Origin of the sequence: Planktothricoides sp. SR001, assembly GCF_001276715.1 — a bacterium.
Lineage (GTDB): Bacteria > Cyanobacteriota > Cyanobacteriia > Cyanobacteriales > Laspinemataceae > Planktothricoides > Planktothricoides raciborskii.
Genome location: NZ_LIUQ01000010.1, coordinates 64,569 through 79,388 on the forward strand (window position 1 = coordinate 64,569; position 14,820 = coordinate 79,388).

At 43.6% G+C, this 14,820-nt stretch carries 12 protein-coding genes; 5 read left to right on the top strand and 7 right to left on the bottom strand.

Annotated features, from left to right (window positions below):
• Positions 1 to 62: 62 nt before the first annotated feature.
• Complete coding sequence (locus tag AM228_RS08305) at positions 63 to 1,364, bottom strand: DNA modification methylase (protein WP_054465661.1); 1,302 nt, start codon at positions 1,362 to 1,364, stop codon at positions 63 to 65.
• 89 nt (positions 1,365 to 1,453) lie between these two features.
• Positions 1,454 to 2,053 carry an orotate phosphoribosyltransferase gene (pyrE, locus tag AM228_RS08310; protein ID WP_054465662.1) on the bottom strand — a complete coding sequence of 200 codons (600 nt, stop codon included), beginning with the start codon at positions 2,051 to 2,053 and terminating at the stop codon, positions 1,454 to 1,456.
• A gap of 149 nt (positions 2,054 to 2,202) precedes the next feature.
• Between pyrE and AM228_RS08315 the strand changes: the two genes are divergently transcribed.
• Positions 2,203 to 2,571 carry a hypothetical protein gene (locus tag AM228_RS08315; protein ID WP_054465663.1) on the top strand — a complete coding sequence of 123 codons (369 nt, stop codon included), beginning with the start codon at positions 2,203 to 2,205 and terminating at the stop codon, positions 2,569 to 2,571.
• Between the two features lie 301 nt (positions 2,572 to 2,872).
• Here AM228_RS08315 and AM228_RS08320 read toward each other — a convergent pair whose 3' ends face one another.
• From AM228_RS08320 to AM228_RS08330, 3 genes are all read right to left on the bottom strand, one after another.
• A complete protein-coding gene (locus AM228_RS08320) occupies positions 2,873 to 4,027 on the bottom strand; it encodes a tRNA (guanine-N1)-methyltransferase (protein ID WP_054465725.1) in 1,155 nt (384 codons plus the stop codon).
• 93 nt (positions 4,028 to 4,120) lie between these two features.
• Entirely contained in the window at positions 4,121 to 5,194 is a 1,074-nt protein-coding gene (locus AM228_RS08325; RefSeq protein ID WP_054465664.1) for an OmpA family protein, read from the bottom strand.
• Positions 5,178 to 5,723, bottom strand: a complete 546-nt coding sequence (locus AM228_RS08330) for a hypothetical protein (RefSeq protein WP_054465665.1) — start codon at positions 5,721 to 5,723, stop codon at positions 5,178 to 5,180. Before AM228_RS08330 ends, AM228_RS08325 begins: the two co-directional genes overlap by 17 nt.
• Before the next feature lie 271 nt (positions 5,724 to 5,994).
• Here AM228_RS08330 and AM228_RS08335 point away from each other — a divergent pair, with 271 nt between their 5' ends.
• From AM228_RS08335 to AM228_RS08345, 4 genes are all read left to right on the top strand, one after another.
• A complete protein-coding gene (locus AM228_RS08335) occupies positions 5,995 to 9,156 on the top strand; it encodes a UvrD-helicase domain-containing protein (RefSeq protein WP_054465666.1) in 3,162 nt (1,053 codons plus the stop codon).
• Positions 9,157 to 9,228: 72 nt separating this feature from the next.
• A complete protein-coding gene (locus tag AM228_RS08340) occupies positions 9,229 to 9,666 on the top strand; it encodes a hypothetical protein (RefSeq protein ID WP_054465667.1) in 438 nt (145 codons plus the stop codon).
• The gene (locus AM228_RS32140; RefSeq protein WP_156331631.1) at positions 9,639 to 9,818 is read left to right on the top strand and encodes a hypothetical protein; all 180 of its coding nucleotides are present in this window, start codon (positions 9,639 to 9,641) and stop codon (positions 9,816 to 9,818) included. The genes AM228_RS08340 and AM228_RS32140 overlap by 28 nt, the downstream gene beginning before the upstream one ends.
• Positions 9,819 to 9,842: 24 nt before the next feature.
• Positions 9,843 to 10,871, top strand: coding sequence for a WD40 repeat domain-containing protein (locus tag AM228_RS08345; protein ID WP_054465668.1), 1,029 nt, complete (start codon positions 9,843 to 9,845; stop codon positions 10,869 to 10,871).
• A 488-nt stretch (positions 10,872 to 11,359) separates the two neighbouring features.
• Here AM228_RS08345 and AM228_RS08350 read toward each other — a convergent pair whose 3' ends face one another.
• Both AM228_RS08350 and AM228_RS08355 read right to left on the bottom strand, forming a co-directional pair.
• The gene (locus AM228_RS08350) at positions 11,360 to 13,297 is read right to left on the bottom strand and encodes a pentapeptide repeat-containing protein (RefSeq protein ID WP_054465669.1); all 1,938 of its coding nucleotides are present in this window, start codon (positions 13,295 to 13,297) and stop codon (positions 11,360 to 11,362) included.
• A gap of 219 nt (positions 13,298 to 13,516) precedes the next feature.
• Positions 13,517 to 14,797: an FGGY-family carbohydrate kinase gene (locus AM228_RS08355; RefSeq protein ID WP_054465670.1), complete on the bottom strand. Its 1,281-nt coding sequence runs from the start codon at positions 14,795 to 14,797 to the stop codon at positions 13,517 to 13,519.
• Positions 14,798 to 14,820: the final 23 nt, after the last annotated feature.

The following is a 14,820-nucleotide window of genomic DNA, read 5'->3' on the forward strand; positions in this document are numbered from 1 at the left end:
CGCCAATGCTTCGCCCCTACAAGCTGTTTACTGATTTGAACAAATTGTTATTTTATATAACATTAACTTTGCACCCAAAGCCGTCCTTCATGCAGGGGAAACGAATGCTTACGGTTACGCCATTTAATATTGCGATCGCGCGTCTTTTCAAACCGATAAGACTGAAAACCTGCCGCCAAAGCCAATTGACCCAGCCACCGTTCCACTGGGACATAAACCCCATAAGGTGCTGAGTCACCCACCACAAAACAGATCCGGCAAGGACTGGCGGTGACAAGCCTTAACGTATGCCAAACTTTAGCTAAATCACTAAAATAAGCCGCTATCATCAGATGATAAGGCTTTTTTCCCCCGTGATTTGCGCGTTCTGCCGCCAATTGTTCACAAATTGGCCCCATTTCATCAAGCAACGGTACAAGGTTAAGATCGGCCAGTAAATCATCTAACTGTTCGCGATCGCCTGCAATATGTTGAGTACAAGATCGAACTAAATATTTTCTCACCGTTTGTTGCAGGTCTTTCCATCGCTCAACTTCCCCCCAAAATGACATTTCCAAACGGGTAGCATCCGCATAATCATAATTATTAGTATAAGGAGGAGAAGTCAGGACAAAATTTGCCCAGCCATTCGGAATAGAGGGACAAAATCTGGCATCTTCTTGATACAATTGTGCGGCGACATTTGCCGGATGCCCCTGAGTTTGCCCCATATCGATCGCCATATTTTGAATTTGTTTTTTGTATGCAACCAGCGGATCTAAAGATTTGGCCTTTTTTTGATTTGGTAATACATATTGCCAAGTGGCAGTTCCCACGGGGGAAGAGACTCGCAGAATTGCGGTAATCGCTAACCAGTGTAATTCGGAGATGGGACTGCCATCAGCCAGATGCTGCCACGCTTGTTTCAAAGCATCTAATTGAATTAAAATATCAGGGGGATAACACTTTTGAATCAGCGGCGGATAGTTAAAGGAAGAACCGGGTAATTTTTGGGCAAGAGACTGTATTTTTTTTCCGGTTTCTAGAAATTGTTCTACTGACTCTACATAAGCCAGTTTTGCCCGAGCAATTTTGGCAACAAATGGATGGGCTTCCACTCCCAACGAGGCAACACCGCAGCGTTTTCCGACAATTAAAGTTGTCCCAGAACCGGCAAAAGGATCGAGTAATTTCACCTCACCTTGTTGTAAGGCAATGTTAATTTCTTGCTCAACCCATTGAGCCGAAAAACCCGCTGAATAGCGAAACCATCGGTGAACCGGCAAACTCATATTATCTACAAAGGAGGAACTCCGTTCATGGATGGCCGGATTTGTCGATTCTGGGAATACTTCTGGAAATAGAGATAATTGTTGCCCATGCATGAAGATAATCCTCTTTTAAAAGGAGTAAAGTAAGTAGGGTGGGCAATATTTTGTTCAAATTGCCCACCCTAAGATTAGCTAAGATTAGCTTAATTCTCGGAAATTTGCCGCCAACGTTCTTGAATTTCCGTAATCGTAAATACCGCTTGAAACTTTAACCCTTCTTGTTGATATAACTCGGCCCCTCCTTGCAGTCGATCCACCAAAGAAATCACGCGATCGACTTGATAACCGGCTTCTTTCAGACGATTAACGGCTTTCATAGCGGAGGCGCCGGTAGTGACCACATCCTCTAAAACCACAATTTTTGCCCCTGGTTCTGGGGTTGGGCCTTCGATATAGGCCATTGTGCCATGTCCTTTGGCTTCTTTGCGGATAATTAAGGCGGGAATTGGCCGTTTTTCCAAGGCAGAAACGATACTCACCGCCGAGACGATCGGATCGGCCCCCAGGGTGAGCCCCGCGATCGCCTGGGTATCCGTGGGCAACATAGCGAACAATACCCGACCTGTGGCTAAGGCCCCTTCCGGGTGCAGTGTCACCAGTTTACCGTTGATATAGTAACGGCTGGGTTGTCCTGAAGAGAGGACAAAGTCTCCTTCTTTATAGGCATATTGGCAAATTAAATCAAGCAATGCAGCGCGAACTTGATTTAACTCAGTGGATGGGGTGTCGGTAGAATAAGTCATCTGTCTGATAAGTCTGATAATTTGAGTCTAAAGCTAAGGCTTTATTATAGGTTAGCAGGGGTTGACGGCTTGATTAATTTTTCCCCCACGAGAAAAACCCACTTCGGGATTTTTTCCGCTAGTATCGAGAAAAACATGGGTGTGAAATTATGCAAATTCACTGGAAAAGTTGCCTAGGTGCCTTATGCGTCTTAAGTGCCGCGACAATGTTAATGCCTACAGAGGCGATCGCCCAATCAAATTCTCCCAACAGAAAGGTTCGTTCGATTCCTGACGCCTTTGAAAGTTCATTCTACGGTTTCCGAGGGCGCTATGGTTTTAGAACCTCGATCTTTGGGGAAGTTGCCCAACGATTTTTTTTCTATCCTGATAACTCTATTGTTGGGGATAGCAACCGGGTCGCGGATACTTACAGAGAGGTGATGGATGTGCAAACCATGAGCGATCCGTTCATTCGTACCCCGGATCTAGAGAGTCCCTTTAATCGTTCTTTGTTAACCGATCCACCGACTCGATAGCTGTAACCCCAGGGCGAAGCATTACCGCAGTAAATTTAGGATTTTCACCAATAACTTATATGCGGTAATGCTTCGCCCTTACCGAATTATATTTACACAAAAAACCTGAAAAAATAACCACAAATATCCGTAGGGGCGAAGCATTGCCGCAGTAAATTTAGGATTTTCACCAATAACTTATATGCGGCAATGCTTCGCCATTACTGGTTTTTTTTAACATAAAAACGCTGTAAATCAACATATTTTATATGGTTTAAACATATAAAAATCAATAAAAAATAAAAACATAAAAAACATTTAATTAATCTTTTTGACAGTCACGAGCAATTTCAATACAAGTGGTTAAATTGGCATCAGTTTTAATCCCTTCAGGATTAATATGAGTGGCAGTGGCTTGATACCCTTGTTGTTGCAAACCTTGGATTAGTCGATCGCGTTTGGGAATATCCATTTTTCCCCTGCGACCAATTTCCCCCAGGGTGTAAAAATAAGGAGGTAATTCTGCTTCTTCCATCAGAATTTTTAATAATTCAATTCGCTTTAACCAGTGGTTTTCTTGGGCTGTTGCTTGGGCTGTTGCTTGGGCTTTTTCTTGGGCTAAAGCCTGCATTTTTAATAAAAAGGGGCGATCGTGCAACGACCCCAACCATATTGGCCCACTTAGGGTCAGGGGTTCGCCGTCATGGGGACAAGTGACCCGCCCTAATTGTCGCCAGGTGACGGTTTGATAGTCGCCGCAGTGGTGACAATAACCCAGAAATCCGTAGTTTTCGGGGGTCAAAGACTCTGAGGGCAGTAACCGCAGCATCACCCGATAGGTTTGACCGGCAAACAGGGCAAATATCGGCTGAATGCCCAATCCTTTGGTCGCCGCTTGTTGTAAGGTACTGCCAATGAGTAGACGTAAAGCTTGTTCTTGGGCGGCTGGGTGCGATCGCGCACAGGCGCCGTAAACCCGAACGCTTTTTTCTGGTAAATGCCCGGTGGCTGTGCGTCCGTCCGTACTGGTGATATAAAGTAATCCGTTAATCTTGGTGGCCCATAAGCTGGTACTGAGGTAGGGAACCGCTGACCCAAAGCAGTCTACGTCTACTACATCGTAATAGTTACTTTGATTGTAGCAGTCAAAAAATACCCGGTTGGCGTCGAGGTGGGTCAGTTGACAGGCTCCTTCAGCGATCGCCTCATAGAGATTTTCCCGCAAAATGTCGCTATTGTCTGGGTTTCCTTCGTTAGCCCAGATACTATCTGCCCCACTTTCCAACCAATAACGGAGCGATCGCACCCCACAACCGGCCATTGCATCCAATACCCGTAAACTGCCCGTATCTTGGCGATAAATTTTGGCGGCTAAAACCCCTAAATCTCGCACAACTTGGGACGCGGAACGATAGAAAGTATGGCCTACTTGAAAACGGGCTTTCCCTTCTGTTTGCCATGTATAATCTTGGCTCAATTTGCACCAACAGTAAAAAGACAACGCCTTATTGTAGCGAATTGTAGCGAAAAATCCGCTGACTGGGGCTGAGATTTTTCTGGATCATTCCATTTATTTTTTTTCAGCATTTTTTCGCGCATATTCCAGATTTTTCTGATATTCGGCGATTTTAGTTTGGGCGTTTTTGTAATTAGAACTGGACTGAGGCACCGCTTCCATTAAGGCGATCGCCTCTTGCCATTGATCCGCCACTTTTTGCCATTCTGCTGGAGTTTTTGCCGTTTGAGTCAAAACCGCTGCACTCATAGCCGTATTACTTGCTTCGGCAAATATATCAGCCTTTGGTGAAATTTCTACGGTGCGAGTTTCTGTTTTAATCATAACCTCAACCCGGCGATTTTGTTCCCGACCTTCGGGATTATCTGAACCATCTGCTTTCGTATTCGGTGCGATCGGTTGAGTATCCCCATAACCTTTAGTTTGTAGTCGAGTCGGTTCGACCTGAAAATTATTCACAAAATAATACTTTACTGCTGCTGCCCGCTTCTCAGAAAGTTGCTGATTATAATCTTTGGTTCCTTTATTGTCTGTATGGCCATAAATAAATATCTGAGCAGTTTGATAATGATTCAGCAATTGAGCAATTTTGACTAAAGTGGGTTTAGCAGCGCTGCGAACAGCATATCGATCGAATTCAAATAAAATCTGTTCTGGCAGATTAATTGTTATCCCTTCAATCGTCTTTTCCGCTTTCAATTCTGTTAAAGTTTCTTCCACCTGTTTCGGGGTCAAAGTTGGCGGTTCTACCTCTTTTTTTGGTTCAGGCTGCGGAGTAGGGGCTGGACTGACTTGAACCGGAGTAGTTTGCCTAGTTTCACGAGGAACCGGAGGCGGACTTGTTGGCGGCTTTGGTTCTACTTTTGCTGGAATATTTGCCGCAGGCTGCTGAGGTTTTTCTGTAGGAATTAAGGTATAATTTTCTAAAGTTGTCACAGGCACAGGAATCAGTGGGGATAACTGTGTCTGAGGAACTTTTGTGGCTTGACTAATTTGGCTTTTTGGCACCGGAATCATCACAAAAGGACTATTTTTAGATATGGGTTCCTGATTAGTTCCGCAAGCTGCCAGAGTGACTAGGCTAGATGAAGCTAGAGCAAGTTTTAGGATTTTAATTATTTTGTCCATCAGAGTTGCCTCGTTTGATTTCAATGTCATCGATAGAAAAAGATTCTGTTCTATAACCTGGTTCTCGATCTGGTTCAGAGTGATTGTAGTTATATTTAATTTGTATGTCTAATCGGATAAAATTAGCCTCCGGTGACAACCGACCGATAAAAACCAACTGACCTTTCATGGTAGTTCCTGGTTCAATCTGAATTTGAGAAATATCCTGCGGCAGAGACAAGAGATACTGGTTGTTGCTGGTGCTGAATACGCCTTTTTCTTTTCTGTCATAAAGTCTAACATTCTTTTCCAAATCAATTTGAATCGGTTGTCGCTGACCATTGGTAATCGCGATATTTACAGCGGTGCTATCTTCTCCCAAAGTAATCCCAGTTACCCGCATGACAATCAAACTCTGATTAAGTTGTGCATCATATTCAATGGTGGGGCTAGTGGGAGCAATGGGGCTGAAAGTTGATTGATTTGGCTGGCAGGCAACACAGAAGAAAGAACCCGCCGCTAATAATAATGAGAAAATTCGCGGTTTCATGGTATAAATTCAAGGATTGTATAGCGGTAGATTAATCATATCATTGATGACAACCAGATTTCGATCAAAATCCGATCGCATCATAAAAAATTTCCCAGAATAGTAAGATGGGTAATGCCCACCCTAAGAAATTTATATTTTTTATATTTTGCATCAAATACCTGAATTTGGTATTAGATTCCTGGTTTCTTAAGAAACTATCTGTGATTAAATCCCTATTAGGGATTAAAATCATATCTATGCTCTATAAATAGCTTCTGTATTTCCACTTATGACCAACCAGACTACTGATTTTCTCAGCCAACTCAACCCTAGTCAACGCAAGGCGGCAGAACATTTCTGCGGCCCCCTTTTAGTGGTGGCCGGGGCGGGTTCCGGCAAAACTCGGGCTTTGACTTATCGCATTGCTAATTTGATTCAGAATGAGGGAGTGAACCCGGAAAATATTCTGGCAGTGACATTTACCAATAAAGCCGCAAAAGAGATGAAAGAACGTCTCGATCGCCTCTTTGGGGACGCTACCTCAATGGAAAAATATGGCAAGCCCTACAGTGTCCTGGAACCCCCGTTACAAACCCAAGTGCGATCGCGGGTGTGGAAACGCTACATTAAACCCTTATGGATTGGCACTTTTCATAGCCTTTGCGCCCGAATTTTGCGCTTTGATATCGACAAATATCAAGACGAAAGTGGTCGCCAGTGGGACCGTAAGTTTTCCATTTGTGACGAGTCGGACACCCAAAGTCTGGTCAAAGAAATTGTCACCAAACAGTTAAATTTGGATAACAAGAAATTTGAACCGCGCAAAGTCCGCTACGCTATCAGCAATGCCAAAAATAAAGGCTGGTCGCCTCGCGCTTTAGAAATGGACGACCCGACTAATTATTATAATCGGACGATCGCCGATGTTTATCGCCATTACCAAAATGCTTTGGCTGCCAATAACGCCTTAGATTTTGATGATTTAATTCGGATTCCAGTAGAATTGTTTCGGCAAAATGAGCAAGTTTTAGACTATTGGCATCGGCAATTTCATCATATTTTAGTAGACGAATACCAAGATACTAACCGGACGCAATATGAATTGATTCGCCTCTTAGTCACCAACGGCGCTAGTGCCCGGTCTTTTAATAATTGGGAAAATCGCTCCATTTTTGTGGTGGGAGACGTGGATCAATGCCAGCCCCCAGGAAGTTTGGTTTTAACTACTAATGGTTATGTTCCTATCGAGAACTTAGACCCAGAACGCGATCGCCTCGTCAGCTATGACCGGCATATTTTCTCCATTGCTACTCGCCCCGAAGGTTATGCTTTTGATAAAGCCAGCCGAGAATATCATGGCCAATTAATTCAAGTCGAAGCTGGGGGCAAAATGGCCAAAAGTACCCCCAATCATTTATGGCCAATTCGCTGGACTCCCTTCGCCAAAGAAGACGCTTATGTAGTCTATATTATGCGGCGCAAAGATTGGTATCGCATCGCTGGGGGCAAGTTATTTGATGAGAATTTAGAATTTAATCTAACGGAACAAGCCCAACGACAAAAAGCTACAGAAGCATGGATTTTACTGGCAACCGGCGATCGCACCGAAGCCGCCGAAAAAGTCTATTTCCTGGCCAAACAATATGGCATTCCCACCTTAAAGTTTGAACCCAGCGATGACCCAAAAAGTCGCACAGCCGCAGAAATAGAACAGTTTTTTAGTCAGCAAAAGAATTTGCCTCAAAAGGTAGAAAAATGCCTCAATGACTTTGGCCGTTCCTGGGAAGATCCGATTTATAATCGAAAAATTGCCTATAAACTCCAAGGCAAACTAGGCATGACAGAAGTAGCAGCCGCTAATTTAATGCCCAACCTAATGAACGTCGGAGTTTATCAAAACGGTCAGTCAGTTTCTTGGGAAAATTTTCGCACCCAAACCGAAACATATCATGGGCCTGTCTATAGCCTAGATGTGGAAAAACATGAGTTATATTTTACCAATGGCTTGCTTACCCATAACTCTATTTACAGTTTCCGCATGGCAGATTTTACCATCTTATTAGAATTTCAAGAAGATTTTGGGGATGGCTTGGACGATGAGGAAAGTCACACCATGATCAAATTGGAAGAAAACTATCGATCGCGGGAAAATATTCTGGAAGTTGCTAACCAGCTAATTAGTAAAAACACCGAACGCATTGATAAAGTATTACGTCCTACTCGCGGTCAAGGAGATCCGATCTATTGTCACCAGGCTAATGATGACCGGGATGAGGCAGCATTTGTAGTAGATAAAATTCGCAACTTAGAGTCAATTAACCCAGAATTATCCTGGGGTGATATGGCCATTCTTTATCGCACGAATGCCCAGTCTCGACCTTTTGAAGAAGTCCTAGTCAGAAACAATGTGCCCTATCGCATTGTGGGGGGATTAAGATTCTACGATCGCAAAGAAATTAAAGATGCGATCGCCTATTTGCGGCTGCTAGTAAATCCAGCGGATACCATTAGTTTACGGCGGATTATTAACACCCCCAGACGGGGAATTGGTCAAACTACCTTACAACGGCTAGAAGATTTTGCCCAACAACTAGGTGTGCCGCTTTGGGAAATTATCAAAGATGAAACTTCCGTCAAAACCGTGGGGGGAAGAACCGCCAAACCTATTCTAGAATTTGTCGCGACTATCCAGAAATGGCAGCAGGAAATTGAAACCTTACCAGGGTTAGAAATTGTCCAAGGAATTATGAAAGATTCTGGGTACGTTGACGCCTTGAAAATGGAAGGAACCGAAGAAGCAGATAATCGCTTAGAAAATATCAATGAACTGTTTAACGCCGTATTTCAATATGGCGATGAAAATGAGGATCGATCCTTAATCGGATTTTTGGCCAATGCCTCTTTATCCTCTGATTTAGATAACTTAGGAGAAGGGGAATCAGCAGTTTCTTTAATGACCTTACATTCCGCCAAAGGATTAGAATTTCCGGTGGTGTTTATGGTGGGCATGGAAGAAGGAATGTTTCCCCATTTTCGCAGTTTAAATGATGCCAAAGCCTTGGAGGAAGAACGCCGTCTCTGTTATGTGGGCATTACCCGCGCCGAAGAACAGTTATTTTTAACTTATGCTTCTGCCCGGAATTTGTGGGGGTCTTATGAACATACTCGACCTTCGAGATTTTTAGGGGAATTACCTGCTGATTATATTGAAGGCAATGGAGTGGCTAAACGGGTGAAAAAAGGCCGCACTTCTACCCGGACTATTTCTAAAGGTGCCAGTGCTACAGTCAAAGATTGGAAAGTAGGCGATCGCATCTTGCATAATGATTTTGGCTTAGGGGAAATTGCCCTAGTTTCTGGTTCCAAAGACAAGATATTTTTAGCCATTAAATTCGCTCGCGGTGGCCAAAAAATAGTCGATCCCAAAACCGCACCAATTCAGAAATTGTAATTGATAATTGATAATTGATAATTATCAATTACACCCCAACCAACCAACAACCAACAACAAACAACAAAAATTATGGAAAGAGGATTATTGTGGCTGCCATTATTAGGACTATTTATTTGGCTGGCTTGGGCTGGGTGGAATGAGTCCCAAAAAGTCCAAGCTTATCAAGCTTGGGCGGAACAGTTCGATCGCGCCAAATATGATGTTTATGCGGTATTAGGACAAAAAGGCGATCGCATCACTTGGGGCAAACCCACTCGTAAAGGGCCAGTGGACTTGGAAAGTTTCTTTTTCAACCAAGTAAAATCCATTCGGTTATTAGTTAATCATCAGCCGGTAGAAATTCCCGCCGAACCGGAAACGGCAACCACTCCAAAAGGTCAGATTTTCCTAGAATTTGAATTATCAACTGGGGCAACTCAAAAAGTGCCTTTTACCGACTTTTCTCTAGCGGCTAAATGGGCCAAAGTTTTGCATGATTTATGGGTTCACAGAAACCCGGTTTCTTGAAGAAACCGGGTTTCTGGAATCTCGTAGAAGAAACCGGGTTTCTGGAATTTCTTAGAAGAAACCCGGTTTCTCGGTTTCTAGCTTGGACCATTGCTGGAGAAGCTTCAGCCGATCGCCCCCCCTCAAGCGCTATAACTAGAGATGCAAGTTGATCGATTATTTTTAACCTGACACAGATGAACTTAAAATTATCTTCTGGGAAATTATATTCTGGGAAATTCGTCGCCACGCTTCTCTTGGGGGCGATCGCCACTGTTTCCGCCGTAAATTTACACTTATTTACCACTGCACCCGCAACCCTTGCCCAAAGAAGAGCGCCTGCTGAACTGCTGCGAACCATTGGCGATCAAAGATTTGCCATTTTTGACCTAGAATTCGACCCAGGTAGCCAACGGGTACTCAGTGGCAGCATTGAAGACACGGTGAAATATTGGGGTATCAACACCGGCGACTTAACCTATACTTTGTCGGTACATTTAGCGGACGTAACATCTATAGCTGTTAACAATAGCACCGGCATTTTTGCTAGTGGCAGCGACGATCAGACGGTCAACTTGTGGAACATCAACACGGGGGTATTGCTTTATACCTTTCATGGCCATACGGACAAGGTGAAGTCAGTAGCCATGAGTCCTGATGGCAAAATCGTCGCCAGTGGCAGTTGGGATAAGACGGTGCGACTGTGGAATGCCGGAGATGGCACGCCGAAAGCGACTCTCACGGGGCATGAAGATGGAGTTCATGCGGTGGCATTTAGTCCCAATGGCAATATTGTCGCCAGTGGGGATCTTAAGGGGGTGGTGAAATTATGGAATGTGTCTACAGGTCAAGTCGTGGCAACGATACCAGCGCACAGTGATTGGGTGAGTTCGCTGAAATTTACCCCCAATGGGGAATTTTTAGTCACCGGCAGCTTTGACAAAACGGTGAAAGTCTGGAACGCCCAAACCGGAGAACTGGTGCGGACTCTCAGTGGTCATGCTTTCCCAGTTTACGATATTGCCATTACTCCTGATGGCAAAACGGTGGCCAGTGGTAGCGATGACCGGACGGTGAAACTGTGGGATATTGATACGGGCAGAGAATTGCAAACTCTGACGGGACACGAGAAATCAGTATTCGCGATCGCGATTAGTCCCAATGGGCAATTTCTAGCCAGTGGTGGCAACGACAATGTAATTAAAATTTGGCGACTAGCAAATTAAAATCCCCGTAGACATTAATTGTCGATAAAATAATTCCCTGTAGGGGCGAAGCATTCCGGCGAAAAATCTCGGCTTTAACCAGACAATATCTGCCGGAATGCTTCGCCCTTACCCATGTTTATCGTAATGCCCTGTAGGGGCGAAGCATTCCGGCGAAAAATCTCGGCTTTAACGGGAAAATATCTACCGGAATGCTTCGCCCTTACTAATGTTTATGGTCATGTTTGTAGGGGCAAGGGCCAAGCATGACCGTAAAAAATCTCTGCTTTAAACCAAAAATATCTGCGGTCATGCTTCGCCCTTACCAATGTTTATGGTGATGTTTGTAGGGGCGAGGGCGAAGCATGACCGTAAAAAATCTGTGCTTTAAACCAAAAATATCTGCGGTCATGCTTCGCCCCTACAAAAATTTTTGGTAATCTTTGTGGTTCAGCAAAAAAAACTTATGGTGTTTAAACCTTAGCCACCAAACAGACAATTCCTGTCACTTATTCATGGATGCTTCCATCGGGCATAATGGCACCTTTAAATTTGGCATTATATAAATTAGTTCCCCCTAATTTAGCTTCTTTCAGGTTTGCTCCTTCTAAATCAGCATATTGTAAATTTGCCCCGCTCAAATTGGCTGAATTCAAATTAGCTCCACTCAAGTTGGCGTAGGATAGATCGGATCCACAAAGATTTCTTCCAGTAAAGTTTTGACCACTCAGTTTAGTCGAACGTAAATTAAATCCAACTAAACTGACGTCCGTTAGATTCGTTTCAATCAGATTAGCACCCTGTAGATTAACTTGAATCATTTTAGCTTCGCTAAGATTTGCCCCCATTAGGTTAGCATCATTTAAATTTGTTTCAAGCAAATTTGTTTTGGTCAAATCTGCCTGATTTAAATTAGCACGATATAGAGAGGCTTTGGTTAAATTTGCTTGGCCTAAATTAGCCTGACTTAAATTAGCAGAATTTACTTTTGCATTACTCAAATTTGCGTGGGAGAGATTAGCTTGTATAAGATTTGTGCTGTTCAACTCTGCATTGGTGAGATTCGCTCGACTTAAGTTAACTTCAATTAAGCAGGCTTGACTGAGATTTGCTGATTTTAGATTAGCTCCTTCTAGGTTAGCGCCATTTAAGGTTAGCCCACTCAAATCAAAACCTGACAGATTATATCCGGCTAGAGAAGCACCTGGTTCAAGGTTATATGCCCCGGTTTTCGCTGCATCAAACCCAGGCGGAAACAAGGTTTTTTCGTGGTAAATTGCCTGTTGTAAATTAGCCCCTTCTAGGTTAGCTTGGGAAATGTCTGCCTCTAAAAGATTTGCCTGAACCAGATTTGCCTGACTTAAATTAACCTTAGCTAATTTTACTTTTCTTAGGTTAGCGCCGCTTAAATTTGCTTCAGTCAAATTGGCCTCAGTGAGATTACCATTTGGCCAATTAATTTGACTTAGATTAGCTTTAATCATTGTGCCATTGGTCAGATTTACACGATCAAATTTCGCTTGATGGAGGTTGGCATTATTTAGATTTACGTTTTCTAGCTTACCATCCGCCAAATTTATCTGATTCAGGTCTGCTTTTTGTAAGTTAACGTCAATCAAGTTTGTTTTGTACAAGCTTGACTCCGAGAGGTTCGCTTCCCTAAAATTAACACTTCTTAAAATAGCGCTACTTAACCTAGATTTACAGAGATTAGCGCCACTCAGATTTGCCTGACTTAAGTTGGCAGAGTCCAAAGAAGTCTGACTGAGATTCGCTCCACTAAAATTTGCGTGACTCAGATTAGCATAATTCAACCGACTCTGACTTAAATTAGCTTTAGTCAGATTTGCCTCACTCAGATTAGCATACTTCAAAGAAGTATTAGTCAGATTTGCTCGACTCAGGTTGGCTTGAGTTAAATTTATCTTCTCTAAATTTTTACCACTGAGGTCAACTCCGCTCAGGTTAATGCCAATAAAATCTCGTTCTCCTGCTTGATATCGTTGTAAAAATTCCTCTGCACCGATCGCCTCTGCATCTTCTGCTGCTTCTGCCTCATAGATTTTATCCAGTAGCAGCATCATTCTTTCAACTTTAAACTCTTCATCAGTTAATCCGAGATTTAATCCGAGATTATTCGGTTGAACTGGCGAAGTTTCCTGGGTTGTTTCCGCTGTTTCTTTGATTAACAGTATGTAATTACTCGGACTATCTGATTTTGGTGAAGGATTGGTTTCATGCGATCGCACCGGCAAATTTTGTTCTTGCTGAATATTTTTTGGCAAGCGATCGAGATTTTGTGTTTCGGGCAGATTTTGGCCGCGTTCCGTCAAACTGTCTATCTGCCGTTTCAGCCCTGCGACATATTTTTTTAGCAGGACTTGTTGTTGTTCAACCTGTTGCAATCTTTCGAGAATTGCGGCGATTTCTGGCGGTTGTTGGGACATGGTTGTTGATGCAAATCACTTCTTTTTTGATTATCTCATGGATTTGGCATTGTCCTACAGCGTTTTTCAGATTACTAAACCACGATCTGGCCCGCGCATTCCGTAGGGGCGAATGGCCATTCGCCCTTGTACGGGCGATTCGCGAATCGCCCCTACGGAAGGCTTCGCCCCTACAAAAATTTGTGGTTTTCTTAACAGAAAATTACTGTAAACATTGCTTCAAAAATTGGGAGAATCTGACTTAGCTAACATGGCACTCCCATAAGCCGCCTCAGTGTGTGGGGAAATCATCACTGGAACTTGCAAATAACGCTGGCGAATCTTTGTCCAAACCGGATTTTTTGCCCCACCTCCAGCAGTATAAACCTGGGTTAAAGAACTTGCCCCAAACTGTTGCAATAATCCATAACCTTTCGCTTCAATTTTCGCCATTGCCTCCAACAAACCATGTAAAAACTCTTCAGGTCGATCCGGTCGAGGGTCGAGACGAGGCAATAAATGGGGGTCATTAATCGGAAACCTTTCTCCGGGCGTAATTAACGGGTAATAATCTAAAGGACTGACTTGTTGTGGGTTAATGCGATCGCTCAATTCGGTCAATTGTTCATCGGTAAAAAATTGCCGCAACACCGCCCCACCCGTATTTGATGCCCCACCCGTTAACCACAAGTTCCCCAACCGATGACTATAAATACCATAGCGGGCATCATCAACGCGGGTATAACTTAGCAACTTTAAAACCAAAGTAGAACCGAGAGACGTGACTGCTTGCCCCGGTTGGTTCGCCCCACTCGCCAAAAACGCGGCAATACTATCAGTAGTTCCCGCACAAACTAGGCAATTTTTTGATAAGTTAAATTTCTCAGCTATTTCGGCGGTCACTGCACCAATAGGACAGCCAGACTGGAGAATTTTAGGTAAATTTGGCGGTACATCAGCAAATTGGTTCAAACCCTCTAATAACCATTGGGGATAAGAGAGGGTTTCCGGGTCAGCGCCCAGTTTCAGGGTGTTGTGATAGTCGCTAATTCCCAGTTGCCCATGTAGCAAAAAACTCAGCCAGTCCGCTTGATGCAGAAAATATAAATTAGAAAAGTCTAAATGGTTGAGGTTTTTCTGCCACCACAGCAGTTTTGCCAGAGAAGAAGTGGCGCTAATGACAGAATGCTTGGCAGGTGCGATCGCCTTTAAACTCTCTATCACAGCGATCGCCCGGTTATCATTATATAGCAGCGGTTCGGTGACAGGTTCCCCTTGGGAGTCGCACAATAACACCGTAGCGGACGTACCATTAATCAAAATTCGCTGAAGGGAAAGGCGAATTTCTGGGGAAATTTGCCCCAACAGGGAAAACAATGCCCTTTGCCACAAAGCGGATAAGGGTTCAGAAACTCCTTGTCCCGACGGAAAAGCATATTCAGCCGCAGCCAAAATCCGATTTTCGTCATCAATGACCGCAGCCCTAGCGCCAGAAGTACCAAAATCTATTCCCAGATACATTGATAAAAATATACAAGTAAAAA